General features: G+C 46.8%; 23 protein-coding genes. 10 read left to right on the plus strand and 13 right to left on the minus strand.

Translation table 11 applies throughout. The features are described from left to right. The first annotated feature begins 147 nt into the window (after positions 1-147). The 3 genes from QUA80_RS15535 to QUA80_RS15545 all read left to right on the plus strand — a co-directional run bounded on the left by QUA80_RS15535 (position 148) and on the right by QUA80_RS15545 (position 5,535). Positions 148-3,564, plus strand: coding sequence for a diguanylate cyclase domain-containing protein (locus tag QUA80_RS15535; RefSeq protein WP_333425897.1), 3,417 nt, complete (start codon positions 148-150; stop codon positions 3,562-3,564). A gap of 93 nt (positions 3,565-3,657) precedes the next feature. Beyond that, positions 3,658-4,152: a phosphohistidine phosphatase SixA gene (sixA, locus tag QUA80_RS15540; RefSeq protein ID WP_333425899.1), complete on the plus strand. Its 495-nt coding sequence runs from the start codon at positions 3,658-3,660 to the stop codon at positions 4,150-4,152. Positions 4,153-4,383: 231 nt separating this feature from the next. Beyond that, positions 4,384-5,535: a citrate synthase gene (locus QUA80_RS15545; RefSeq protein WP_333425901.1), complete on the plus strand. Its 1,152-nt coding sequence runs from the start codon at positions 4,384-4,386 to the stop codon at positions 5,533-5,535. A gap of 720 nt (positions 5,536-6,255) precedes the next feature. On the opposite strand, the gene QUA80_RS33820 is transcribed toward QUA80_RS15545, so the two are convergent. The 4 genes from QUA80_RS33820 to QUA80_RS15565 all read right to left on the minus strand — a co-directional run bounded on the left by QUA80_RS33820 (position 6,256) and on the right by QUA80_RS15565 (position 13,766). After that, positions 6,256-6,465: a hypothetical protein gene (locus QUA80_RS33820; protein ID WP_445302240.1), complete on the minus strand. Its 210-nt coding sequence runs from the start codon at positions 6,463-6,465 to the stop codon at positions 6,256-6,258. A 132-nt stretch (positions 6,466-6,597) separates the two neighbouring features. After that, entirely contained in the window at positions 6,598-8,712 is a 2,115-nt protein-coding gene (gene argZ, locus QUA80_RS15555) for a bifunctional arginine dihydrolase/ornithine cyclodeaminase (RefSeq protein ID WP_333425903.1), read from the minus strand. Between the two features lie 377 nt (positions 8,713-9,089). Beyond that, positions 9,090-12,242: a PAS domain-containing protein gene (locus QUA80_RS15560; RefSeq protein ID WP_333425905.1), complete on the minus strand. Its 3,153-nt coding sequence runs from the start codon at positions 12,240-12,242 to the stop codon at positions 9,090-9,092. Between the two features lie 585 nt (positions 12,243-12,827). Further along, the gene (locus tag QUA80_RS15565) at positions 12,828-13,766 is read right to left on the minus strand and encodes a glycosyltransferase (RefSeq protein ID WP_333425907.1); all 939 of its coding nucleotides are present in this window, start codon (positions 13,764-13,766) and stop codon (positions 12,828-12,830) included. A 380-nt stretch (positions 13,767-14,146) separates the two neighbouring features. Between QUA80_RS15565 and QUA80_RS15570 the strand changes: the two genes are divergently transcribed. Together QUA80_RS15570 and QUA80_RS15575 are read left to right on the plus strand one after the other, a co-directional pair. Continuing rightward, on the plus strand, positions 14,147-15,349 hold the full coding sequence (locus tag QUA80_RS15570; protein ID WP_333425909.1) for an argininosuccinate synthase: 1,203 nt from the start codon (positions 14,147-14,149) through the stop codon (positions 15,347-15,349). Positions 15,350-15,663: 314 nt separating this feature from the next. Next, complete coding sequence (locus QUA80_RS15575) at positions 15,664-15,906, plus strand: type II toxin-antitoxin system Phd/YefM family antitoxin (RefSeq protein ID WP_333425911.1); 243 nt, start codon at positions 15,664-15,666, stop codon at positions 15,904-15,906. A 518-nt stretch (positions 15,907-16,424) separates the two neighbouring features. Here QUA80_RS15575 and QUA80_RS15580 read toward each other — a convergent pair. After that, on the minus strand, positions 16,425-17,048 hold the full coding sequence (locus QUA80_RS15580; protein ID WP_333425913.1) for a DedA family protein: 624 nt from the start codon (positions 17,046-17,048) through the stop codon (positions 16,425-16,427). A 347-nt stretch (positions 17,049-17,395) separates the two neighbouring features. On the opposite strand from QUA80_RS15580, the gene QUA80_RS15585 reads away from it, so the two are divergent. Continuing rightward, positions 17,396-17,740 (plus strand): STAS domain-containing protein, encoded by a 345-nt coding sequence (locus QUA80_RS15585; RefSeq protein ID WP_333425915.1) that lies wholly within the window; start codon positions 17,396-17,398, stop codon positions 17,738-17,740. A gap of 44 nt (positions 17,741-17,784) precedes the next feature. Here the strand turns inward: QUA80_RS15585 and QUA80_RS15590 are convergent, their stop codons facing one another. From QUA80_RS15590 to psbN, 7 genes are all read right to left on the minus strand, one after another. Next, positions 17,785-18,435 (minus strand): hypothetical protein, encoded by a 651-nt coding sequence (locus tag QUA80_RS15590; RefSeq protein ID WP_333425916.1) that lies wholly within the window; start codon positions 18,433-18,435, stop codon positions 17,785-17,787. Further along, entirely contained in the window at positions 18,428-18,982 is a 555-nt protein-coding gene (locus QUA80_RS15595; protein WP_333032327.1) for an Npun_F5560 family protein, read from the minus strand. The genes QUA80_RS15590 and QUA80_RS15595 overlap by 8 nt, the downstream gene beginning before the upstream one ends. Positions 18,983-19,233: 251 nt before the next feature. Next, on the minus strand, positions 19,234-19,845 hold the full coding sequence (locus QUA80_RS15600; RefSeq protein WP_333425932.1) for a class II aldolase/adducin family protein: 612 nt from the start codon (positions 19,843-19,845) through the stop codon (positions 19,234-19,236). 843 nt (positions 19,846-20,688) lie between these two features. Continuing rightward, on the minus strand, positions 20,689-21,612 hold the full coding sequence (locus tag QUA80_RS15605; RefSeq protein WP_333425918.1) for a hypothetical protein: 924 nt from the start codon (positions 21,610-21,612) through the stop codon (positions 20,689-20,691). Positions 21,613-22,244: 632 nt separating this feature from the next. Further along, positions 22,245-23,156 (minus strand): MBL fold metallo-hydrolase, encoded by a 912-nt coding sequence (locus tag QUA80_RS15610; protein WP_333425920.1) that lies wholly within the window; start codon positions 23,154-23,156, stop codon positions 22,245-22,247. A gap of 1 nt (position 23,157) precedes the next feature. Beyond that, complete coding sequence (aroC, locus tag QUA80_RS15615; RefSeq protein WP_333425922.1) at positions 23,158-24,258, minus strand: chorismate synthase; 1,101 nt, start codon at positions 24,256-24,258, stop codon at positions 23,158-23,160. A gap of 265 nt (positions 24,259-24,523) precedes the next feature. Next, positions 24,524-24,655: a photosystem II reaction center protein PsbN gene (gene psbN, locus QUA80_RS15620; protein ID WP_333238719.1), complete on the minus strand. Its 132-nt coding sequence runs from the start codon at positions 24,653-24,655 to the stop codon at positions 24,524-24,526. A 214-nt stretch (positions 24,656-24,869) separates the two neighbouring features. Here psbN and psbH point away from each other — a divergent pair, with 214 nt between their 5' ends. From psbH to QUA80_RS15640, 4 genes are all read left to right on the plus strand, one after another. Then, positions 24,870-25,073: a photosystem II reaction center phosphoprotein PsbH gene (gene psbH, locus QUA80_RS15625; RefSeq protein WP_333425923.1), complete on the plus strand. Its 204-nt coding sequence runs from the start codon at positions 24,870-24,872 to the stop codon at positions 25,071-25,073. A gap of 151 nt (positions 25,074-25,224) precedes the next feature. Continuing rightward, positions 25,225-25,485, plus strand: coding sequence for a TatA/E family twin arginine-targeting protein translocase (locus QUA80_RS15630; protein ID WP_333096244.1), 261 nt, complete (start codon positions 25,225-25,227; stop codon positions 25,483-25,485). Next, positions 25,486-26,148, plus strand: coding sequence for an aminoacyl-tRNA hydrolase (gene pth / locus QUA80_RS15635; protein WP_333425925.1), 663 nt, complete (start codon positions 25,486-25,488; stop codon positions 26,146-26,148). Further along, a complete protein-coding gene (locus QUA80_RS15640; protein WP_333425927.1) occupies positions 26,145-26,411 on the plus strand; it encodes a DUF3146 family protein in 267 nt (88 codons plus the stop codon). The genes pth and QUA80_RS15640 overlap by 4 nt, the downstream gene beginning before the upstream one ends. An 81-nt stretch (positions 26,412-26,492) precedes the next feature. On the opposite strand, the gene QUA80_RS15645 is transcribed toward QUA80_RS15640, so the two are convergent. Further along, complete coding sequence (locus tag QUA80_RS15645; protein ID WP_333425928.1) at positions 26,493-26,840, minus strand: S-layer protein; 348 nt, start codon at positions 26,838-26,840, stop codon at positions 26,493-26,495. Positions 26,841-26,965: the final 125 nt, after the last annotated feature.

The raw sequence follows: 26,965 nt of genomic DNA on the forward strand, positions 1-26,965 counted from the left end.
TATATGAAAATCTTAAATACAGCAAAAACACCTAAAAGCCACAAAGTCATGTTCCTATTCAGTGGCTGCAAACCATAAATTACTGTACCGATCCCAAGCAGGTTAGACTGGTATAAAAAGGGTTGATAAAAGGAAAGGAACATGGAGATGTCTACACCACAGGCTTTCTCTTGCTCGTCAGAGAAACTTATAGAAAAATTTTTCAAAATAGCACTTCAAATCAACGATTTCACGAATTGGGAGATGTTTTTGCAATTGGCGGTTGCAGAAACCAGGGTGTTGCTGCAAACCGATCGCGTAATTATTTATGGCTTCCTACCACAGGGAAATGGTGTAGTATTAGCTGAAGCCGTCGATCCCTTGCGGCCGCGAATCCAGGGACAAGTGATTGATGACCCTTGGTTTGAAGCAACCTGGATAGAGCGTTACAGCCAAGGAGAAACGAGTGCCATTTCAGATATTCACGCTGGTGATGTTCCAGCTTGTTATGTGGAATTTTTCGATCGCCTCCAGGTTCGAGCACATTTAGTCGTGCCAATCTTGTGCCAGAATAATTTGTGGGGATTGCTGATTGCCCATCACTGTAGAAGCCCTCGGAAATGGCAATCCCCCGAAGTGCAATTATTGCAACAAATGGCACTCCAACTCGGCAGCGCGATCGTCGAGACAGAGGAACGGCATCAACAACTTCACCAATCAGAAGTAAAGCTAGAACCCGAAACCCTTGAACTTCAAGCAACAGAAACGGAGATCGCAGAGAAAAAGCCAGCAGGCATCACTCCGCCAGAGAGCGAACAGCAATATTCTACAATTGACCATCCAGCAAATGAATCTGAGCGATTAGAAAGTTTACGGCGCTACCAGATTTTGGATACTCCACCTGATGCAGCCTTCGATCGCATCACGGCAATTGCGGCGCGTTTTTTTCGAGTGCCTATCGCCCTTGTCACCTTGGTGGATCGCGATCGAATTTGGTTCAAATCTCGTTACGGGTTGGATATCCAGCAAATAGATCGGGAACCCGGACTCTGTGCCTCCGCGATTTGGGAAGATGATGTGTACGAAATTAAGAATGCTCTTGAAGATCCGCGGACGATCCTAAATCCCCTAGTGTTGGGAGCATTTGGTTTGAGATTCTTTGCAGCAGCACCACTCAAAACCGATGATGGATATAACTTAGGAACCCTTTGCATAATTGATAAGCACCCCCGTCACCTTTCAGCAGAAGAAAAAGCCACCTTGCGAGATCTAGCCGCGATCGTTATGGATGAGATGGAACTGCGTCTATCTGCTCGCAAGCCGATCGAAAAAACTGAAGCACAGCGTGAGAGCGAAGAACGCTGGCAACTAGCACTGCGAGGAAATAACGACGGCATTTGGGACTGGAATGTGAAAACCAACGAAGTCTTTTTTTCCAGTCGATGGAAAGAGATGTTGGGATTTGAAGAACACGAAATTTCTAACCATCTGGATGAATGGTCAAAACGCTTGCACCCCGATGACCTCGATTTGGTAACGCAACTAATTTTTGACCATTTTGCCAAGAAAACACCGTTTTACATCTCAGAGCATCGGCTTTTGTGCAAAGACGGCAGCTATAAGTGGATTCTCGATCGCGGTCAAGCCCTTTGGGATAAAGGAGGCAATGTCATTCGGATGTCAGGCTCTCACACCGATATTAGCGAGCGCAAACAGGCGGAGTTTGACCGAAGAGAATTGATGATTGCCTTAGAAAATGCAGTTTCTGGTATCTCTCAACTGGATACTCAAGGACGATATATATTTGTCAATCAATCCTACGCCAATACAGTTGGATATCAACCAGAAGAAATGATCGGAATGTTCTGGAACAAAACTGTACATCCCGATGATTTAGAAAAGTTAATTGCGGCTTATCAACAAATGCAGCTAGACGGCAAAGTAGAGGTAGAAGCCAGAGGGCTTCGCAGAGACGGCTCTAGCTTCTACAAACAAGTGGTGATGATCTCGATTTACGACGATCGACAGCAGTTCATCGGGCATCACTGCTTTATGAAGGATATCAGCGATCGCAAGCAAGCAGAAACATCATTAAAACAAGATTTCGAGCGTCTGAGTAAAGTGATTGCTACCCAACAGGAAATCGCCATCCGCAATCCCAATCTTGATGCAGTCATGGCGGTGATTGCAGACAGCACTCAAGATTTGACCCGCGCCGACGGATCGGTGATTGAAATGGTTGAAGGGGATGAATTGGTGTATCGGGCTGCCAGCGGTATCGCCAGCGCCTATGTTGGATTGCGGGTCAAAATAGCGACAAGTTTATCGGGAAAATGTATTACGACCGGCTCCATCCTGCTGTGCCACGATTCAGAAACCGATGCACGGGTGGATCGGGCTGCCTGTCAGCGCATTGGTGTCCGGTCAATGGTGGTTGTTCCCTTGTTTTATCAACAAGAACGGGTTGGTGTCTTAAAAGTTATTTCAGCGACACCCTCTAGCTTTACAGAATCAGACATCCAGACTTTACAACTGATGGCTGGGTTTTTGGCTGGTAGCGTGCATCTGGCTTCAGAGTTTGATGCCAAAAACATTCTCCTGAGTCAATTAGGGGAAAGTGAGGAACGGTATCGTTCTGTGATTGCGACCATGACAGAAGGCGTCGTACTTCAGCTAGCAGACGGAGAAATTATTGCCTGTAATGCCAGTGCCGAAAGGATTATCGGGCTGACCTCCCAACAAATGATGGGGCGTACATCAGTAGATTTAGACTGGCGAACTGTTCGGGAAGATGGCTCTCCCTTCCCCGGCGAACAGCATCCGGCAACGATCACCCTACAGACGGGAAAACCGCTATCAAATGTGGTGATGGGCATTCACAAGGCCGATGGAACACTGACTTGGATTTCGATTAATTCGCAACCGCTGTTCCAGAGGAATGAGTGTCATCCGTATGCAGTAGTGACGACTTTTGCTGATATTACAGAACGGAAGCAGGCAGAGGAGATAGTCAGAAATCAGGCTCGGGGAGACAGATTAATGGCAGCGACAGATGGGTTAACACAAGTAGCAAACCGTCGCTGCTTTGATGAGCGATTGCAGTCGGAATGGCACCGACTGATGCAGGCAAAACAACAGCTTTCGTTGATTATGTTGGATGTAGATTATTTCAAGCGATATAACGATTGCTACGGACACCTTGCTGGGGATACTTGTTTGGTGAAAGTCGCCAAAGCCGCAGCAGCAGCAGTTAAACGTTCCGCCGATTTGTTTGTGCGCTACGGGGGCGAAGAATTTGCTGCTATCCTGCCGAATACGGATGCTGCAGGGGCGATCGCAGTTGCTGAGTCGATGCGACAGGCAATCCGAGATTTGGCAATCCCTCACGAACAATCTGATGTGAGCGCGATCGTGACCGCTAGCATGGGAATTGCTAGCATGGTTCCCCGCAGCGGCAAATCGCCGGATGAACTGATAGCCCTCGCCGATCGAGCATTGTACGATGCGAAACGACAAGGGCGCGATCGCTACGCCTCTAGCGCCAACCAGATGACGGCGGCAGATTTCAATACAGTTGTAGAATAGGCAAAAGATGTAGATCGCGCCCAACTTCACCCATAAGTTCGCAGGCGTAAGCCGGGGCGCAGCCATCGCGCAGCTATCAAAAGGACAGGGACATTGCATTTATATCTGATCCGTCACGGTATCGCGGCCGCACCCGAAGAATACGATACAGACTCAGAACGCCCGCTGACTAAAGAGGGTGCGAGCAAAACCCGGAAAATCGCCCAGCGGCTGTACGAACTCGAAATTCAGTTTGACCTGATTCTCACCAGTCCCCTACTGCGGGCGCAGCAAACCGCCCAAATCCTGCAAACAGTCGGTTTGAGTTCCAAAATAGAAGAATCCCGCGCCCTCGCACCTTCAGGAGACATCGGGAACTGGCTGAACTGGTACAAGCAGTGGCAGGAAACAGGCAGCAGCAACTTGGCCCTGGTGGGCCACCAACCAGACTTGGGCAACTGGGCAGAAACTTTGCTTTGGGGTCGATCGCAAGATGCCCTCATCCTCAAAAAAGCAGGTATCATCGGCTTAATCCTCCCCGAAATAGGCGCCCCGGTAGGCCGCAGCCAAATGTTCTGGCTGACTCCACCCAAGTTTTTGCTCCCCTAGAAACAGCGAACCGCGACATTAACAGGACGGGCCAGGCTTCTTGAACCCGCATTCAAAGGACGCAGAAACCGGGTTGGAGGGGCGAAAATACTCATGGGCGCGATCGGGATCTCTGTTGAAAAACCCGGTTTCTGAACCCCAATTAAATGATTATTTGTCAAGACTGTGACACTATCTTGGTTTCTGGTAATGTACTTTTAGTAGATTGAACTCACACAAAACGGTATCGCAATGGTCGTCGGCGAATTCAAACCAGGTTTAGAAGGTGTTCCCGCCACCTTGTCCAGCATTAGCTACGTCGATGGACAAAAAGGGTTGCTGGAATATCGCGGGATTAGCATCGAGGAACTGGCACTGAAAAGTTCTTTTCTCGAAACTTCATATTTATTAATCTGGGGGGTACTTCCGACAAAGGAAGAACTAGAAGCTTTCGAGCATGAAATTCGCTATCACCGCCGGATCAAATATCGCATCCGGGACATGATGAAATGCTTTCCCGAAAGAGGACATCCAATGGACGCCCTGCAAGCTTCAGCGGCGGCCCTGGGCTTGTTCTACTCGCGCCGAGCTCTCCCCAACCAGGGATACATTCGAGAAGCTGTAGTGCGGCTGCTAGCGAAAATTCCGACAATGGTGGCGGCGTTCCAGCAAATGCGACGGGGAAATGACCCGGTGCGGCCGAGGGATGACTTGAACTACTCGGCTAACTTTCTTTATATGCTCAACGAGCAAGAACCCGACCCGCTGTTAGCTACCATTTTTGATACTTGTCTGACTCTCCACGCCGAACATACAATTAATGCCTCTACATTTTCGGCAATGGTAACAGCTTCGACGCTGACAGACCCTTACGGGGTGATTGCTTCAGCAGTTGGCACTTTGGCGGGGCCCCTGCACGGGGGAGCTAATGAAGAAGTGATTGATATGTTGCAGCAAATTGGTTCGGTAGAAAACGTGCGGCCTTTTGTCGAGAAGTGCGTTGCCAACAAGGACAAAATTATGGGATTCGGTCACCGCGTGTACAAGGTGAAAGATCCGAGAGCAACTATTCTTCAGGGGTTAGCGGAACAGTTATTTGAGAGCTTCGGCCACGATGATTATTACGACATTGCTATCAAGTTGGAAGAAGTGGTTGAGGAGAACTTGGGTCACAAAGGAATTTATGCAAATGTAGATTTCTATTCTGGTCTGGTTTACCGAAAAATGGGAATTCCCATCGACTTGTTTACGCCGGTTTTTGCGATCGCCCGTGTTGCCGGTTGGCTGGCCCACTGGAAGGAACAGCTAGAGGCAAACCGCATTTACCGCCCGACTCAAATATATACGGGGACTCACGGTGCTCCTTATATTGCGCTCGATGACAGACACTCTCCTAAGGCATAATTATCAACCCAGACTGGTCAAGGGGGAGAGGAATTGTTTTACCAATTGAAGTGTTCAGTTAAAAACTCTTTAACTCAAAATTGACAACTCAAAATTTCTCTGTTTGTCTGGCAAAAGCTGCCGTGGTGGGTTGCACCCCTCTTGTCGGTTCTGGTATTAGTTGGCGACAATAATAAGAAGTGACGATTTTCAGGAACTCCGGTCCTCAGGCTTGCAGGTCTGAGGTTTTTTATTGCACAAAGTTGCAGCCGATGTTGGGGCGGGTTCACCAAAATTTGTAAAAAAGCGCGAAAGAACCAGTAAACCAGCCCCAGCCACGCTCGGATTTAGGAATAGTTTTCTATAGGGTGCGATCGCACACATCGTTTAATCGTTTATTACCCTCAGTATTTCACAGCAATGCCTTTTTCCATTTTTAACTCTTTAGATTCAAATCTTCACCCCCAGGCAACTGCGACAAATATTCATCGATCGCATCCTCGAATTCACCTCTAGAATAAGTGTAGTCAGAGATAGCAGCCCAGTTGCGATCGCCATAATTTGTTCTCTGTCCGCTCTTTGATTGAGTTGACCGCAGCTTAATTTTCCTTCCAGGACTTCCCTGCTAGCCTCACGAATTGCGGCTTCTAGTTCATCTTCTATAAAAGGCTCCCACTCCGAGGAATTGATATAGTAGGATGTTGTATTATCTTTGAGATTGAGCTTTTTAATACCTCGGACCTAATTAGCAATAGAAGCTGCCCAAGAATTTGTTAAACGCTGCTCAACTTGGTTTTTAATTAGGTGGATGAGTATAATCAGTAAAAAAGAGCCTATATTCCGCAGAGTTGCTTGTTTGGTAATGCTCTCTAATTCATCGACAATTGCTAGAGCATCTTTATTCCTGCCTTCCAAAATACAATTTCTCAGGTCTATTAATTCCTGTACCATTGCTTTTGCTCTCAAGATTTATAACGATTTCGTAAGGTGCGCGCTGCGCACCCTACGGGCTTTATTCTTCAGTCGGCAAAGGCGGACTTCGTTTGACAAGACGCGGTTTCAACCGCCGATTCCGCGCTACATCTAAACAGATTGAGTTACATGATGGCGGCTGGTCAACTTATCCAATTGATTCACCAACAAACTGAGAAACAATCCCACATCGGTAACAACTCCAGTAGACTCGATCGAACCCCGATCGCTCAATTTAGTCACCACCGCCGGATTAATGTCCACACAGACCATCTTCACACCCGCCGGCGTCATATTTCCCACACCAATTGAGTGCAGCATAGACGACAGCATTAACACCATATCCGCACCTCGTAACAGCTCAGTATATTCTTCTTGAGCCTTAACTAAATCCATTTGCGTGTCGGGAAGCGGCCCGTCATCGCGGATCGAACCTGCTAGGGAAAACGGGATATTATGCTTCACGCACTCGTACATGACACCGTTAGTAACCAGCCCGGCTTCAACAGCTTTTGCAATACTCCCGTAACGGCGCACACAGTTAATTATTTTCAAGTGATGGCGGTGTCCGCCGCGCACAGCTACGCCGCGTTTCATGTCAACTCCTAAAGAAGTTCCCATGCTTGATTGTTCCATGTCGTGAACTGCGATCGCATTTCCGCCCAACAACGCTTGTACGTAACCTTCGCGAATTAATCGCGCTAAATGTTCGCCACCCCCAGTATGGATGACCACCGGCCCTGCGGTAACTACAACTTTACCACCCCGATCGCGGATCTGGCGCAATTCCCAAGCTACTTGTTCCACTACCAATTCTACGCGGCGCTCGCTAGAAACGCTGCCGGACATAAAGCTGAATTCTTGAGAATTCCGCTGTTCCCGCGATTCTGTTTTGCGGATGGTGCGGATGCCAACCACATCAACAACTACTTTTTCTCCTACTTTTAAATCGCGCAATAATTTGCATTTAGCCACTGGGCCATCAGCAGTTTCAGTAATAGCAACAGCACCGTCCATCCGCTGATTTTGCGCTTTCACCCAATGACCGTTTACCCGCACTTCCGTGGGATAAATCGTACTCACGTAAAAGTCGTCCGGGGCAACGCCATCTTGCACCACAGGCTCTAAAATAGCATCGCAAATCTCTTGCGGCGGGGGCACTGCACCCAAATCAATCAGCAGTCCCATGATTTCTTCCATCACATCGTGGGAAGGAGCCGAAACTTTAACGTCTGCAGATGATGTGCTTTGCCGCTGCTCTCCTAAATTGAAGTTGAGCACTTGGAAACTGCCGCCGTTTTCGATAATTAAGTCTAAAGCGCGGCTGATTAAACCGGCATCGAGCAAGTGACCTTCCATGCGAATTGTGCGGCTTTCTACCATCACGTTTGCCGATCGATCTTCTTGGACCGGTTCTGTGACCCGCAGGGTCAAGCACTTAGCAGCACCGCCAGCTTTCAGAAATTCGCTCAAGGGAGTTTCAATTACTTTAAACCCTGCATTAGCGAGGCGCGTTTTTAAGCTTTCGCTGGCCTTATTCATGACCACAATTTTGTCAATATTGACGGCATTGCAGGCAAAGTTCGCAGCATCTGGTTCTTCAATGGCAATCCGTTTTTCCGGCGCAACTCGCATTTCAATTAAGCGGTTTGAGTAGGAATCAAATGCTGCTGGATAGTAGAGCAAATAGCCGCCTGTCAGGGGACAAAAACAGGTGTCTAGATGATAGAAACGTTCGTCAACTAAACGCAGCGACAGCACTTCTATATTGAGCCATTTTGCTAGTAACGGGTGCGAGTCGAGCTCGGAACGAAAGCCGTATCCCGCCCACAACCAGCGGCCTTCGCGATCGAGCAAAGCATCGCCTGCACCCTCAAACGGCAAGTCTTTCGGCAGTTCGTGAACGGTGAAACCTTTGCTTTCAAACCATGCTTTGAAATAGGGTTCTTCGCCTTGGCGTTCTTTGTGATAGAAACGGCTGAGAACGAAGGTATTGCCTAAAAGCAAGCCTGCGTTGGCGGTGAAAACCATATCCGGCCAGCCTTTTTCTGGCGGTACGAGGTCTACCACGGCGTTGTCTTTGAGGACGTGGTAGAGTTTTTTCCACTGTTCGACGGCGCGATCGCGCGATGATTTGTGTACGTTGCCCTCCATCCAAGGGTTAATTACGTAATCCACATCGTAGTGGTCGGGAGCACACATGAGGAAGCGAATTGAGTCAGTCATAATTCAGTTAAAATGTGGTAGATGCTACAGCAGACGTATGTTGACAGAGTTTGTATAATAGCAACTGTAATATCCACTACTAATTTTAGCAGGGGAACGTCTGGGGTTCAAAAGAGCAATTTTTTATTATATCACCGTTGGGATAAGCTTAAACTAAATCACAGACTCTTGGCAGGAAATACAGCATAAAATCTCAGATTATGACGTACCCTACAATAGGTTCTGGTAGACGATTAATATGATGTTGGTTGAATTGCCCCTAATCAGAGCGGTGTGGGGGCGTTTACGCTAGTCTCTGGCTTATATTGTAGATTGTTGGTGAACCCGCTCCCACAATAATTATGGTTAATTTACCGGACATGATATGACAGTTTCTCCTAACTTTTAAGTTTCAACTTTTGCGAAATCGGTAGTTCGATCGCGAATTCTGTTCCGCGGCCAACTTCTGAATGACACTCCAGCTTGCCGCCGTGGGTGTCTTTAACAATTTGGTAACTAATCGACAATCCCAAACCCGTGCCGCGGCCGATCGGTTTAGTAGTAAAAAACGGGTCAAACATCCTTGACTGAACCTCGGGACAGATACCGGGCCCGCTGTCAGCAATCCTGACGCAGATTTGATTTTTGCTGCTGACTTCAGTAACAATGCGAATCTGGTTAACTTTGCAACTACAGTTTGCTGATGACTCTTCCACAGCGTCGATCGCATTCAACAGCAAATTCATAAATACCTGGTTTAATTGAGCCGGATAACACTCGACTTTTGGCAGTTTGCCGTAATTTTTAATCACTTGAATTTCATGACGTTTTGGCTGTGACTGCAATCGGTGCTGCAAAATCACCAAAGTGCTCTCTATCCCTTCATGAATGTCGATTATTTTGCGTTCTTTTTCGTCGAGTCTCGAAAAGTTTCGCAAAGACAGCACTATCTCCTTAATTCGGTTAGCACCTTCTTGCATTGAAGCCATGATTTTCGGGAAATCGTCAGCGATAAAATCCACCTCTACTTCTGCCAATTCTCGGGCAATTTCTTGAACTGGTTCGGGATAGTGTTGCTGGTAGAGTTCGATCAATTTTAGTAAATCGCGAGCGTACTGTGCGGCGGGAATAATATTGCCGTAGATAAAGTTGACGGGGTTATTAATTTCGTGGGCAACCCCCGCTACCATTTGCCCGATACTTGACATTTTTTCGGCTTGAATGAGCTGGGCTTGAGCATTTTTTAAGTATTCCAGAGTTTGTTCTAACTGTTGCGCTTTTTCTCGTTCTCGCTGTTCGCTAAGAAGCAAAGCTGCTTCGGATTCTTTGCGATCGCTCATATCGATGTGCGTGCCCGTCATCCGCAGAGGATATCCCGAATCATCGCGTTCCATCACCTTCGCTTGACTCAAAATCCACTTCCACTCGCCGGATTTTGTCAGCATCCGAAATTCCACTTCGTAGATAGAAGTTTTTCCTTGAAAGTGAGCTTCGATCGCTGCTTGAGCCTGTGGCAGATCCTCTGGATGCAACAGTCTTTCCCAGGATTGAAAACTATCTTCTATCTCCTCCACTTCATACCCCAACATCGTCTTCCACCGGGAACTAAAATATACTTCTCCCGTCTGCACATTCCAATCCCACAATCCCATAGCACAGCCTTCAAATGCCAGATAAAAACGTTCTTCGCTAATTCGTAAAGCTGCTTCTGCTTGTTTGCGTTCAGTAATATCCATTACTGTTCCCAACAGTTGGATTACTTCTCCACTTTCGCTATACATAGTTTCACCCCTGATCTCCACATATCGGATATGACCGCTGGCAGGCAAAATTCGCAATTCAATTTTGTAGGGAATTCCTTGTGAGATAGCTAGGTTTATACTTTGGTCAAAAAGCTCTCTGTCGTCGGGATGATACATTTCCAAAAGTTGGAAGTATGTCGGTTCAGGGATAGCTGGATCGAGATTAAAAAGGCGAAAAACTTCTGATGACCAGGTAAATTTATTCAAGATTACATCAAATTCCCAACTGCCGATATGGGCAATTTTCTGGGCTGCTGCTAGACTAGCTTCGCTCTGTTGAAGTTTAAGTCGCTGCTGCTTATCTTGTTCGAGAAGATTGGCTTGAGCGATCGCAATTCCCATTTGTGCCGCCACAGCTTTCAATAATCCGATCTCATCTTCCGTCCAGTGGCGGGGGCGATCGTACTGGTGCAAACACATCATGCCGTTGGCTTTTCCCTGGTAGGAAGTGCGAACGGATACCATCGACTTCAAACCTATTTGGAAGCACAAATCTCTGACATCTTTTAGCAGCGGATCGGCAAAAACATCGTCAGAAACTACAGCATTATCTTGCGACAATACAAACTGAGCGTGAGGATTGCCATTCACAGGAATTTCTACATCGAAAAGCGATGCTGCTCCTGATTTTGTATACTGACCAACACAAGAAATATGGGGAGTAGGGTGTTCGGCGTAGGTGTGAATCAAGCAGCAATCAGCATTAAAAATTCTCCCTATTTGAGCAGTCGCTGTTTGAAAAACTTGCTCCTGATTTAAGCTGTACCGAATTTCCAGAGTAATTGTTTCTAGTAAAAATCTTTGCTTTATTTGTCGCTCCAAAGCAGTTAAAGCTGTTTTAAGTTCGAGTTCTGCTTGTTTGCGATCGCTAATTTCAGTAGCAGTTCCCAGAATTTTCCAAGGTTTGCCGTCCGCTGTTCGGGCAAACACGGTATCCCTGCTCAAAAACCAGCGATATTCACCGTTTTTGTGCTGAATTCTGCACTCCAACTCAAAGTTTTCACCGTCTTTTGCTGTCTCGATTCTGCTGATATGTTCTGAGAATGCAGGCAAATCGTCAGCGTGTATTAAATTGGGAATAAATGCTCCTGCCATCTGCTGTATTTCTTCAATTGTGTAGCCGATCTCGCTATATATTTCGCGGTTAAAATAGAGATTTCGCTGTTCTATCACATCGTAAACGTACAAAAGATTAGGATTTGTTTGAATTACTGCCGACAGCCAGCGTTGGCTGTCTCGGAGTTCTGCTTCGATCCGCTTGCGTTCTTCTATTTCTGTTTCCAGCCGCGCCGTTTGTGCTATAATTTGCTTAGAAAGCCGACTGAGCAGCAGTTGATTTTCGACGCGAGCCACCACTTCTTCTATTTGAAACGGTTTAGTAATGTAGTCTACCGCCCCCAGCGAAAAAGCTTTAACTTTATCAAATACTTCATTTAAAGAGCTGATAAAAATCACAGGAATATCTTTAGTTTCGGGACAAGCTTTTAACTGTTCGCAAACTTGATATCCATCCATACCGGGCATCACGATGTCCAGCAAAATTAAATCCGGTGTACTCGATAAAGCTAAGTTGAAAGTCTGTTTGCCCTCCCGTGTCGCCCGCACTTTATATCCCCGCTTAGACAAAAGCTGAGATAAAAGGCGTAAGCTTTCTGGGTTGTCGTCTACCATTAAAATATTTTGTTTTAAGGTATCGCTTTCAGATGCCAGTGTTTGTATTTTAGCGTGTTTTTTGTCAGATTCATTCACAACATACCCCCTCAAAGTATTATTTTTTAATATCCTCAAAATTCATTAAAACCCCAACCGTTGGTAGTATAACTATTAGCTTGTCGCAGCAATAGTATTAGGTAGAGGTTAATTTATTGCCGGGATGTGAACAACACAAGTTTCAACCAGATCCGCATCCTGTTTTTGGATGCCAGGCGCTCCATGAGCGACTGTATGCGATACTTTTATCAGCTATGGCAGGATAAATTAGACAGTCAGCCTCCTTTCAAGCTATGGCAGCGTAACCCTCCCATCGCCAAGATAGCGCATCCATTATATGTGTATTAACTGTATCAGAAATTTTTAATTGGTTGTTGTTTTTTTTCAGAGTAAATTGTCGCAGCCAATGAAGAAAACAGCCGATCTTCCTCAAGTCACCGACTCAGCAGCCAAGTTTTATTAAACGTAAAACTTTTATAGTGTTTAGAACCCGGTTTGGCCTGCATTTACCGGGTTGCTCGGTGTTCTGTTTTTTCAGTAGATATACTTACTCTAAACGGCAAATAAACTCACTCTGACAAGATCGTACAATATCTTATCTTTTGTTGGCGCGATCGGGCGGATCTATGGCATTTTTGTATCAGCCTGCAATTCACCGCAAGCGGCGTACACGGCTTTCACATTATACCAATTCAGAAAAATGCGAGCTATTTCTAAAGCTAACTGCGGCTTGCCTTTGTCAATCAACCACTGCAACAAAGGTGTCATCGTCCGCTCGTTCAGTATCCCGCCCAAAGATAAAACTCCCCACAGTATTTGGTGCAGAACAGTCATTTGAATCATCATCCGCACTTCCCAAGTCGGGTGTTTTTTATAAAACAAAACTCCCATTCTCCCGCGCTGAATTTCTCGGTCAATCATGCCCGGAATTTGATCTAAACTAAAAGGTGGATGCCAGTGATAGCCGACTGCAGCCGGACATTTAATCAGTTTCAAACCTAAATTTTTCAACCTGACACCCAATTCTAAATCTTCCCATCCGTAGAGTTGAAAGCGAGTGTCAAACAGTCCAGCAGCGAGCAGCCAGTGGCGGGCGATCGCCACATTTCCCGTAGCAAAATAAGCAGCCGAAAAATCCGTTATTTTGTAAGGTTCTGAAGTAGGATTATCGAAATTACAAGTATTAATTACGCTTCCGTAAGTAAAAACCGCATTAGTATCTTTGTAACCCTGTAGCAAAGCATCTGCGTGTGCTTGCAAAAAATGCTCCGTAACGACCAAATCGCTGTCAATAAAAATAATCGTATCGCCCTTAGCATTTTCAACGCCCAAATTCCTGGCAGCGGCGGGGCCTTGATGACATTGGGCGATCGCGCGCACGTGAGGCAAAAAGTCGGCATCTGCCGCCAACCACTCCAGCGTCCCGTCAGTCGAGCCGTCGTCCACGACAATTACTTCATACTCTGTGACAATCTCACCGAACTGCTGATTTTCCAAAGCCAGTAGACATTTTGTCAAAATCGGTTTACGATTGTACGTCGGAATCACAACACTAAAAAACACGACTTTTCCCCATCGCCACAGTTACCGTATCCCACGGTAACAGATTTTTCGCAACAACTCCCCCGCAAAATACCAAAGTTTAGCAAAAAAAGAATATATAAATCTGTACTATTTCTGACAAGAATCGATCTCAATTAGGTGCATAATGAAAAGTCGGTTAAATATCACATCTTGCACCATTCTCCAGAACAGGCAAGATGCCTGTTCCACAAAAATGACATTTTATTGTGAAACAGGCATCTTACACCATTCTCGCTTAACAGGCTTTCCGGCCCGTTCCACAAAAATTAAATTTTATTGTGGGTGGGCCGAAGAGCCCGCCCTAAAAAGCTTGGTGACAATAGTGCAAGATGTCAGTTAAATTCAGGATGTAAATAGCAATGAGTCGCGCTAAAAAAGTTGTGCTAGCATATTCGGGCGGAGTCGATACCTCCGTCTGCATTCCTTACCTCAAAAACGAGTGGGGTGTGGAAGAGGTAATTACTCTGGCTGCGGATTTGGGACAGGGAGACGAATTAGAACCGATCCGCAAAAAAGCTTTGGCATCCGGTGCTTCGGAATCGCTGGTGATCGACGCTACCGAGGATTTTGTCAAAAACTATGCGTTTCCAGCAATTCAAGCTAACGCACTTTACGAAAATCGCTATCCCCTTTCTACGGCGCTGGCTCGCCCGCTAATTGCTAAATTGTTAGTAGAAGCTGCCCAAAAATACGGTGCAGATGGGATCGCCCACGGGTGTACGGGTAAAGGAAACGATCAGGTGCGGTTCGATGTGTCGATCGGCGCGCTCAATCCCAAGATTAAAATTTTAGCACCGGCGCGGGAGTGGAAAATGAGCCGCGAAGAAACGATCGCATACGGCGAGAAATTCGGCATTCCGTCGCCCGTGAAAAAATCTTCTCCTTACAGCATCGATCGCAACTTGTTGGGAATGGCAATAGAAGCCGGAATCCTCGAAGATCCCTGGGCGGAACCGCCGGAAGAAGTCTATTTGATGACAAAGGCGATCGAGCAAACTCCCGACTCACCCGAATACATAGAAATCGGTTTCGAGTGCGGAAATCCTGTCAGTTTGAACGGCAAAGACTTATCACCAGTCGCCTTAATTTCCCAACTCAACGAAATAGTTGGAAATCACGGAGTCGGGCGCATCGACATGATTGAAAACCGCTTAGTCGGGATTAAATCGCGGGAAATTTACGAAACACCAGCGATTTTAGTGTTAATGCACGCGCACCGAGACTTAGAAAGTTTGACCCTGACAGCAGATGTCACGCGATACAAGCGCGGCATCGAAGAAACCTACAGCCAAATGATTTACAACGGTCTTTGGTACAATCCTTTGAAAACAGCTTTAGACGCATTTATTCAGGACACGCAAAAGCGAGTAACTGGAACCGTGCGGCTCAAACTGTTCAAAGGAAATGCCACAATTGTCGGCCGCAAATCCGAAAATTCCCTGTACAGTTTCGATTTAGCAACCTACGGCGCTGAAGATGAATTCGACCACAAAGCGGCCGAAGGATTTGTCTACGTTTGGGGACTGCCAACCCGCATTTGGTCGGAGAAGAATAGGGGTTAGAAATTAGTAGGGTGCATAAGTCCGCCAGGGGTTTAAACCCACGGGGCTTTTAGCTAAAGTCCTCTAAAAGAGGACTGAATAATTCATGAGTTCTCGAATTAACCCGATTCGATCTAAGTTTTTCAGTCGTCTTGAGACGACTTTAGCTGTGAGGCGGGGGTTTAAACCCCCGGCGGACTGTGCAGCTAGCTAATTGACAATTGGCAGTGCAGCTAGGTGGTTTGCTCAAGAAATTGCTAGCTTGAAAACAGAGTGAGCGTGGTATAATAGAAATGGTGATAATTTACAATAGTCGTAAAAACTGAATTGCAAATATGCCAAAATATTTGACAATAACAGAAGCGCAACAACAACTGCCAAAGTGGCCCGATGATTTAGCAGCAGAGCCAGCTATCCTTACTAAGGATGGGAAACCGGCGATCGTTGCGCTCAGTTTTAAACAATTTGAATCTCTATTAGAAACCATAGAATTCTCTCCGATCGCGAATTTATGGCTAATTTGCGATCGGGCATTCAACAAGCCTAGAGGGGAGAAACTATACACTTGCAACAGTTAAAAGCAGATTTAAAACTTTGACTCCACTGAAAATGGAGCCTGTAGAATATTAAGTTATTGTGGCTGCACAAGCGCAGCAATTATTTGCTGAAATCAAAGATCGGCGGGAGCAACAATTACTTTTAGCAAGATTCGAGAAACAACTTAAGTACGAGCCAGAAAAGCAAGGGAAAGCTTTATCATATATGAAACGCCTCAGTTGTTGGAGATAAGACTTCCACTTTATATTATGATGTTATGTTAGTTACTAATAAAACTGCTTGGAAGTAAGGAATTTAGTCTTTATTGACTAATATTTTTCCTGTTCAGGATAGAACCTAACTAACAACTTGATTATTTATACGGTCAAAGTTATCGCTACAAATTTGATGAGTTTGATACAGAAGTCCTGACTTATTAATAGGCGATCGCCAATCATTAGACTTTTTGCAAAAATAGATAATATCTGCCTTCATTTGCCTTCATCTGCGGTTAAAAACAGAAAATCCAGAACTCTTGCAAAAAGTCTAACCACTAATCTTACTTAGTCTTGTCCAAACTCCGCGCCTCCAACCAAATAGGAATTGCAATCCAAGCAACTGCTAACAGCAAAGCCAATACCGCAAATTGAGCAGCCCAAGCTACCAATTTCTCTAAAGACACAACTTGTCCCAAGAAATAGGATAAACTTACCATTACAGATGCCCAACTGGCAGCACCCAGAATGTTGAACAGCGAAAATTTCCAAAAAGGCATTTCTGCAATACCCGCTAGGGGGCTGGCAAAAATTCGCAGCAGTGCGATGAAACGGCCCAAAAATACGGCTTTAGCTGCATTTTTGCTAAACTGTTCTTTTAAGTCAAACAGTTGTTCTTCTCGAAAGCGGAAAAATTGTCCCAGCTTCAGCAGCAGCGGCCAGCCGCCGTACCTGCCGATCGCATAACCAAGGTTTCCGCCCACAGTCGCACCAGCGATCGCACTGCCGAGCACAAACCAGTAATTCAGTTCCCCGCTGCCAGCTAAAAACCCGCCAGCAATCGTAATTGTCTCGCCTGGAAGGGGAACCCCCAGATTTTCCAGCAAAATTCCCAGAAATACTGCCCAGTAGCCGTAATCGCGCGCAAACTGCTGAATAGTCTCTAACGATAAAAACTCAAAAGACATTCGATACTGCCTTCGTAAACTTTTGCAAAGCTCAATACATCTATATATTGGCTCGATTCAGCCAATAGTGCAATCTTTCGCTGTGATGAGGAACACACTCTTGTCGCGATCGCTAATCCACCTAAAAATTAGCGTTCTAGGCATACTAGATTAATACAGAATTGTTGCGGTTGCGTTCCGCGCGATCGCTAGCCAGTTTTGCTACTAAATTTATCACCACGGCGATCGCCACCGATTCCCCAGCCAGAGCGCGCATTCTAAAACCTTAGCTGAAATCCCCTGAGTCTTTCAACAGAGTCAGCAAATCAACTCACTTATTCATACTTTACGATCGTAGGATAACTGCTATGGAATTTGCCAACTTCAACGAACACATCGTCCTTCAACCTCACAACTGCCTCGACTCCCAAGCAGGCAGCATCCTCCAGCAACAGCTAGCCGAGATTGTACCCGAGCGCCACAAACTCTGGGTAATAGACATGGCAGCCGTAGATTTCATCGACAGTTCCGGGCTGTGTGCCTTAGTCGGCGGACTCAACGCTGCCCGCCACCGGGGATGCCGCCTCGTCATCTGCAACCTCTCAGCCACAGTCAAGCTAATTTTTGAAATTACTCAACTCGACCAACTCTTTGAAATCTTCGACAGTTTCGAGCAAGTTATCTCCACTGAAACTCCGGCTTTAGTTGCTTGATTCAAATGAGAGCCCGAGTTTAAATCTCAAGTTTCCAAGAGGCTTCAAGCAACCGCAGAGCTAGTTTCTATATCATAAATAGGTTTATTTGTCAAGCAATACCAATGACAAACAAATAAATCCGGCACTTGAACGCCGACTGAAGCGATCGCAGGTGCAGCCGGAAAAGGCCAAAGTCGATCGAAACAAATCCTTTCCCCTACAAACCCGAACTGCATCAAATAAGTCGCCGGCGGCGCATTTAAAAGATTCAGCAAGCGGTAAGCCAACTCGTACAACTGCTGCCGCCAAACATCCGACAAATGCACCGGTTGAGAGTAACTCCACTCGCCAGACTGCTTGTCAGGTTCCCCACCGATCGCCTCAGCATACAGTGGCCCCTTTGCCGTCAACACCACAGGCAGCCAAAAATTGCCCTCGCCCACGGGTACTTGCAACTCCTGGGACACTCGATCGCGCGCCGCCGAAACATTGCGGCAAAATCGATACAAGTCCCGACCCGGAAAAACCAGATGGGACGGCACATCCAGCGTCAAAGGACAAACTATCGCCCCACCCGGAGCGAGCACACCAGAATTGAGTTCAGAAACCCCACAGATATCGACTTCAGTTAAAGGATGAGATTGAGCGATCGCCGCCTTGAGAATTGCGGCCGGGCCTTTCTCGCCACCCGCCACAATCAAAACCTTAGACATTGCCAAAGCTCGGCATTTGAATGCCGCGATCGTCCGTTTCATCGACGCTCGGCAGATCCAGACCCTTAGCCTTACGGCTCCGCACAGCGAGACGGTAAGTTACGCTTTGCAACTCTGTGTGCAACTGGCGATTTTCCTTTTGCAGTTGATCCAACTTTTCCTTAATCGGCTCGATCCGCTCGGCAAACTTCTGGCGGTAAACCCCAGGCAATTCCTGAACCACCTGTTCCAGCATCCGAGAGCGATCCGTCAATTCCTGCACTGACTGCCGCAGTTGGTAAACCTCAGCATCCCGCTCTGCAATTTGTTCTTGATAAAAACCCACCTGTTCTTCAACAGCTTGCAGTTGTTCCCGCATCGCCTGCATTTGAGCTTGGTGGCGATCTGAAACTTCCGGTGCCGGCACAAAACTCGAATTTCCCTTCACCAGCCTGAAAAGTTCTTGAGACAACTGCTGCACCAATTGGTCGCGCATTTGCAGCTCTTCGGTGAGACGAGATACCTCTGATTGCAGTTCTTTTGAGCTTACAAGTTTAGTTTGATTCACGATGACTCTCAGCTTTTGCTATATAGTTTGTTTCTCTTTAAAATATCTTTCCCTTACCGCAGAGGCAAGAGGCACTTTAAAAGTTGGGAACCCGTGAGGCTAGATCGATCGCTCGATCGGCTAAATATCAACGGTAAAGCTCAGTTTAACTCACATCAGGCACCCACGCCATCACTTTAGTTTCTTGCCGCAGACCCACCTAAAATCCTAGATTTTTTGTCAATCAACCAGATTTCTCAGCTTTTTGGAGATTAATGCAAGAGCTCAGGTTTAACCATCGCAGCCGAAAGCACTTTGCCAGCTTCGTCCAAGGTGCTGCCAAAACAGATAATTCCGTCCTCGTGACCTGCCATCGCCAGAATTTTGCGCTCTGCCAAATTCTCCTCCTCAAAAAGTCTAAACATTTCTAAGGCCATCTGGGGAGTGCCGTAAGGTATTTCTTTTCTAGTAGTAGGAATCTTAAACAGCAGTTGCTGCCATAGTTTAGGGTTGTGGACGTGAATTATTCCGCCCACATCGTCTCTGTGAAGGTACAGAGCAGCGTGAGTCAGGGACTCCGACGAAGCTTTTACGGGGCCCCGGCAACCGAGGAGATTTTGTTCTAAGTTAAATTCTGTAACAGTACAGTAGGATTCTGGGCCTAAACATCTCAAGTGTGCGGTCTGGGTTCCCGAAATCACGAATTGGCAGGAATTGCCGAGCCTGACGCTGACGTTCCCAAACCCGATGCCATTTTCGTAGACGCCAATTAATCCCCAAGAGTGGAGCCGATCGCGCCAGTCCATCAAATCTGCTATGTTCCCGGCAGCTACAGGGTCTGCCTCTTCCCAGTCACAGCGGTACTTAACGACTCCTTCATCCATTAATTTTCCTGCCAGAGCGGCCGCGACAGACACAGCCCGGGCTGAGAGTTAGTTAATCTAAGTTGTCAAACTGCTTTTTTTTGCTGCTGCCTTATGTCTCGGTGCATAAGTGCCTTAACAGGTCTACATTCCTGTGTCGCCGTAATTAGCGATCGACATTAGCACAAAGTAAGCTACGAAAGAAGAACAAATTATTCCAAACGTCATGGTCTTGCCTCTAGGTGATTACAAAAGTTCAAAATGGAAACGCAGGCTTTCTGTAGGGGAGTTTGATTTCAGGCTCTTGCCTCCTGAAGTTTCTCGTGTGAAACTACATAACTTCCCTCAACAAGTTATGGATCAAGACTAAAGCATTTATACGGAGGTTACACACATCCTAAGAGATATTTAACCACAAGTTAGCGCTCGATCGGGTAAGGCAGGTAAAAAACAACCGTAAATTTACTGATTTTTTATAATTATACATGTATTTAAGCGAGGGCAACACAAAAATAAAATCTTGTTTGGACAGTCTTGGACGCAACTGGCAGAATCTTCGGGCGGTCTGGGGTCGTCAACACCTTTGTCTATCGAGCAATTTTGCACCCTGACGCACCCTACAAGCTCATCAACATGGTTTCTGAGCGTAATCTCATGCCCGGTAAAATCACCGCAATGAAGCTCGCGTCGGCGGGTTCACCAAAATCTCCAGTATAAGTTGCAGAGCCAGCAAACCCGCGCCGACCGAGAGGGGATGGTCTAACCGGACTTGAGATAAGTCTTATTAGCAAAAAGGCAAGCCGATCGAGCAGTGATGCCCCGATCGGCTAAAGTCTTCTGTGGAGTGCGATCGCCCGCAGCCCTTTAAATGTGGAAGTGATACAAGATGCTGCCGTCGTCTTTAATTTCGCAATTGGCATTAAAGACTTCAGCTTGTTGGTTCAAAAAACGCTGAGCCACATCCGGCGACAGCCGCGTTTCCATCGCAAACCGCACCAGAGTGATTTCGCCGCGGCCTTCTTTGATCAGTCGGTACAAAGCACTTTGGAGCCTTTCGCTCTCTTCTCGCTGAAAAGCTGCTTTGTACCTCCAATCGGCCACCGAAGGAATCAAACCCCGGCTGACCAAAATCGCCAACAGCAAGCCAATTCCCAAAATCAGAGGCACAGTCGGATCGCTCGTGGGCGTCGCCACAATTTGCGGCACTGTAGCGGCGGCCAAACTGCTGACCATTTCCTTTTCCGACGCTTGCGTATCCGCCATTGCAAGCTGAGTTTTGTTATAAACGTCTTGCTGAAGCTTCATTTGCTGCAACAGGCGAGCGCGCTCTCTTTCGTATTGGTCTAGTTTTTGCTGAGCTTGTTTCAGGTCTTGAGTGACTTGTGCCAAGCGTTGGTTGAGCGACTGATTGACTGATTGCCACCGATATCTGTTAATCAGGCGGCTTTTTTCAACCATGCCCTTCATCAACATATCTGCCGTTTGAATTGCTTGGTCCCGATCGAGCGAGCGATACCCAACAACAATCTCTAGGGGTTGTTCCGGCTTAGAAATCTTGACACTAGCATTTTGTCGAACTTGAGAAGGGGACAGCTTAACTGCATCGGCCACTGCTTTGACAACATTATCTGCAAGCAGAACCTCAGGGGTCAGTTGCTCTCCCTGCTTGAGAATGGTCGTGCCCGTGCTCGAAAATTTGACTGGCGGATTATTAGAGGTGAGAGTGCCTTGAGCCATGAATCCGGGGGGCGGGGCGAGGCGGTAGGCCAGGGCACCTGAAATACCCATAATTACAGCAAAACTGCCTAAGGCAATCCATCTGTATTGATGTGCTGAAGATCTAAAACGTAAATTTCCCATTTTGATAGTCAAGTCATAACATTCGCTTGCCGCAGCTACTGCCAAACCCAAGAGCGATCGTTTCTTTCTGGTTAGTTAAATTGACTGCTGAAAGTTTTTTCAGTTTGTACCTAAAAGCTATTAGCTTTTGACAGTTGTCAATCTTCACGATCCGAAAAAACCGATCGAGCTTTACTCGATCAGAGCTATAACTTCAGTTTTTGTCCTTAATAATTAATCTGTAACAAGGCTTCTGGAAGTCTACTGGCATCAGACTAGCACTCAGGCGTGCGATTTCCTCGCCTCGCCGTGTTTGTTGACATTCAAAACTGTCTCCTTTTCACCCTTGGGAATCCTCCAATTATCTTACGTCTTGGCGTCTGGCGGACGCGGTTGAACAATAAAAAAACCCTTAAATACTTTGCCTAAAAACTTAACAAGCAAAAATTATACCATGCAGTTAAGAGTTTGCTGCATATTATAAAAAAATGTGGCTTTGGGCGCGAGACCAGAGCCACATATTCACATAACAATTAGGGTGCGATCGGTTGATGGTTCGATCGACCGTCAGAGGCGAATGTTCACAAGCCGATCGGCAAAACAAGACCCTCGCGGGCCATGACAGCCTTGGGAAAAGCGATTTGCACATCTTCGGCGATGCGATCGAGAAAATCGTCTGTGTGAGCCGGATCGTGGTGAAAGATTACCACTCGTTTCACCCGGGCCTCCTTAGCCATTCTCACCGCTTCCTGCCAAGTCGAGTGTCCCCAACCCACCTTCGGAGACTTGGGGTTGTGATATTCCTCGTCTGTATACATCGCATCGTAAATCAGCACATCAGCGTCGAGGGCTAAATTGTAAACATTCTCATCTAGCCGATCGGGAAAATGTTCAGTATCCGAACAATAAACAACAGATCGTCCCTGCCAAGTCACCCGATATCCCATAGCAGTATTCGGGTGATTCAGAGAACCCGTCCTAATCTCAATATCGTCCAGCATCATCGTCTGGTTGTGATTGAGTTCGTAAAAATTCAAATCTGCCTGCAAACCCATCAGCGGCACCGGCGAATTCGAGTGGAGCACCCGTTCTACGAAGTGCCTTTTCATGCAATCTCCATCCGGCGGAGTCGCCCCGTAAATATCAAACCTATTGCCGCGGATGAAAGCTGGGGCGAACAGCGGGAAACCTTGAATGTGATCCCAGTGATAGTGAGTAAAAAACATATAAGCTTGCACGGGCATTTCTTGCACCAACTGGTCTCCCAGCATCCGCAAGCCTGTTCCGCCGTCAAAAATCAAGCGTTTGCCAGCGACTCTCATTTCCAAACAAGAAGTATTGCCGCCGTAGCGAACAGTTTCCTGTCCTGGTGTCGGAACACTGCCCCGCACGCCCCAGAACTGTACTACAAAATCATCTATACCTTTTATTGATTCGGAGGGTTGAGGGCAATCAACGGGAGTTGCCGCTACAGAGGACAAGCTGATTTCCATTTTAAAATTCAGGCTTTAAGGTTCCACATTGTCCGTGATGGCGCAGCAGATGGTCGCATAACACTAAAGCTACCATTGCTTCGACCATTGGCACAGCTCTTGGCAAAACGCAAGGGTCATGCCGTCCTTTGGCAGCCAGCAGGGTTTCTTCGCCCTCTCGGGTAACGGTGCGCTGCTGCTGGCGAATTGTCGCCGTTGGCTTGAAGGCCGCCCGCAAAATGATATTTTCGCCGTTAGCAATCCCACCCTGAATTCCGCCAGAGCGATTCGTCACTGTACGAATTACACCCTTATCATCAGTATAGTATTCATCATTATGTTCGCTGCCCTTGAGCAGAGTTCCCGCAAAGCCCGAACCAATTTCAAAGCCTTTGCTGGCGGGCAAGGACATGATGGCTTTGGCCAAGTCGGCTTCGAGTTTGTCGAATACGGGCATTCCCAAACCTTTGGGTACGTTGCGGGCGACACATTCGACTACACCGCCGATCGAATCTCCGCTATCGCGAATTTTTTCGATCAGTTCAATCATTCTTTCGGCGCATTCAGCATCTGGACAGCGGACGATATTGCTTTCTATTTGTTCTAAGGTAACAGTGTCAGGGTCGGCGACACATTCTAAGTCTTTGATGCGTTTGACGTAGCCGACTATTTCGACTCCGGCTGCTTGAGAGAGAATTTTTTTAGCGATCGCGCCTGCTGCTACTCTACCAATTGTCTCTCTCGCCGAACTGCGACCTCCGCCTTGCCAGTTACGAATTCCGTACTTGGCATCGTAGGTAGCATCAGCGTGGGAAGGGCGGTAGGTTGTCGCCATTTCGCCGTAATCTTGGGGGCGAGTGTCTTGATTGCGGACTAAAATTGCGATCGGCGTTCCCAAAGTTTTGCCTTCAAACACCCCCGACAGAATTTCGCAGGTATCTGCTTCTTTGCGGGGCGTGGTAATTTTGCTTTGGCCGGGGCGGCGGCGATCGAGTTCGGCTTGAATTAACGATGCGTCGATCGACACCAGGGGAGGGCAACCGTCAATTACTACTCCGACACCGCCGCCGTGAGATTCCCCAAATGTCGAGATCCGAAATAAATGCCCAAATGTGTTCCCCATGATGCTTTAGCCTGACACCTAATAATTTTTAGCTTAAATGGAATAGAGATTTACTGTATTTCTGAAAAATATACCATTTGACGAGTAGGCGACAGGCGATCGCTCCACAGCATCACTTCTTTCCGACTATAAAAATATCTCCGAGCCCGAGAGAGAGAGGGGGATGGGGAGAGACAGAGAGGGGATGGGGAGAGGGAGAAAACCTTCCTTCTTGCTGACCTCCGTTACATCCCGTACATTACTCGTTGCCGAACTTCCTTCTTCTTTAGTCTTCGTGTTCTTCAAAAGGATCTCTCAATGCCTTAGAAGGGGGACCGAAAGCGGTGTAGATCGAGAATCCGGTGATTGCCACCAGACACACGCCCAGTGAAATGCCTAGAACTGCTGCGGGTTCCATATTTTTGATCGATTATTGAGTGCTCCCCTCCATAATATTACAAAAAATAACAATCCGTATGAAAGTCTAGTGATTTCAGGCGCAGTACGGTATGGCAGCCAACCCCCACTCCCCCTTCTCCCAGTCCCCCATGCCGCATTTCTGAGAAATTGCGATCGCAATTAGCGGTGAAAATATGTCAAACTTCTCTGTAGAGATTCATTGCAGGTGACTTATGGCACAACGGACTTGGTTAGGAGATATACTCAAACCCCTTAACTCGGAATACGGCAAGGTAGCCCCCGGCTGGGGAACCACGCTGTTGATGAGCGTGTTCATGGGACTGTTTTTCGTGTTCTTGTTGATTATTTTGCAAATCTACAACTCTTCTCTGATTCTGGAGAGTGTGGATATGGATTGGTCGAGTCTCGGCCGCTAAAAATTGAGCGCAAAACAGTAAGGCTAAAAGTAAAAGCTGAGGGTTGAGGAGAAAGGGTAAAAGCTAAGTTTCCCCTTTTTTCCTTACCCTTTCCGATTACTTTTGGCATAAATAAACAAGAAGTAACTAAAGAAATTGCAGGAGAAAAACCATGAATATTTTTGGCATTGGTTTGCCGGAAATGGCCGTTATTTTTACGATCGCACTATTGGTATTCGGCCCGAAAAAATTACCCGAAATCGGCCGGAGTATGGGGAAGGCAATTCGGGGATTTCAAGATGCTTCGCGGGATTTTGAGTCGGAGTTCACGCGGGAAGCCAAGCAGTTAGAAGAAGCAGTAGCAACTAGCAGCAAACCGGAAACTGAAAAACTCGCGGCGGCTAAGCCCAAGGAAGATAGCACAGACAGTTAAATGAACAACACTCAGAAGTCGGAAACACCAGCGGAGTTAGTGATTCCCCAGCTAATAGTTGGGTTGGGAAATCCCGAACCTAAATACGATCGCACCCGACACAACATAGGCTTTAATGCTGTCGATGCCTTGGCTAAATCTTGGCAGATTTCGCTGTCGGAAAATCGCAAATTTCAAGGCATATTTGGCGAGGGAAACCGGCCGCGGGGACAGAAAATCCGCCTGCTGAAACCTCTAACTTACATGAATCTGTCCGGCCAAGCGATTCGGGCGGCGGCGGATTGGTACAAAATACCTGCGGAGTCGGTATTAATAGTATACGACGATATGGATTTGCCGATCGGGAAATTGAGAATGCGTCTTGCCGGTTCTGCAGGCGGGCACAACGGGATGAAATCGACAATTTCTCATCTGGGCACAGACAAATTTCCCCGCTTGCGGATTGGCATCGGCAAACCTCAAAACGATGCGGCTAAAAATGAGAAAGATACGATTTCCTTCGTGTTAGGAAAATTTTCCTCAGAGGAAAGTCAGTTAGTAGAGAAAGTGCTTAAACTGGTTGTAGAAGCTGTGGAACTAAGTCTGCACCAAGGAGTAGAAAAAGCCATGAGCCTTTACAATAGTCGCACAATTGCAGAAACAAGCGCGGAAACAAAAAGGTGAGTTCGAGACGTTTGCCTGAAACAACTGCATATGTCCGAGTTACTGGCCAATCTTGGCAAAAAGGCACGATTGAGGGTGAAGTAAGTGCCGGCAATTTTGAATGGCAGTTTCAGTGGCGTTTCACGGCAGAAAAAACACTGATACTTGAGCCTTCTCAGGGTAGGGCATTGATTCAGGAACCGCTGCACCGTTTCCTGGAAAAGTGGGATTATCAATTAGAACCAGGTGGGGATTATTCGTTTACGGTTCGGGCTCAGTTTTAAAATCTTGGGAATGAGAAATGGGGAAAAGGCAATCGGGAATGCAAACTTTCTCTCGTCAGATATCCCGATTCCACTAATTCTTTAATTAATCAGGGGGAATCGCTGTAATGGGAAATTGGGAAAAGGTAATGGGGGAGGCCAAGTTTCTCTAGTAGTATCTCCCGATTCCAGTAATTCTTTAATTAAAGCAGGTGGCGTCGCTTCTCGGTAAGCCCCGCAATAATACATTGTCAAAACAGCTTTGTAAGCCCAGTGATCGGAAGGTACATCCGTAAAAGGATTGGGCAGAGTTTCAGCCTGATTCTGCACGCAAGCATTGAGAATTTGTTCTCGCGCTGGCTGCAATTGTGGAGTATTTTCTGCTTTAGCCGGAGCTAAAAAGCCTGTATAAATTAACAGTGTAGCAGTGGCAAATATGCTGAGTTTCATACGTTTATAAATTTCTGAATAAGTTGGTTGGTAGTGAGGACTTTATTCCAATGGCACTGAAAAAGGCTTAATCACCCCCGCAGTTTAGCTTTCAAGACAGAGCGAGGTTCCTGCATTCGAGGATA

It is taken from the genome of Microcoleus sp. F4-D5 (assembly GCF_036704885.1).
Classification (GTDB): Bacteria; Cyanobacteriota; Cyanobacteriia; order Cyanobacteriales; family Microcoleaceae; genus Microcoleus.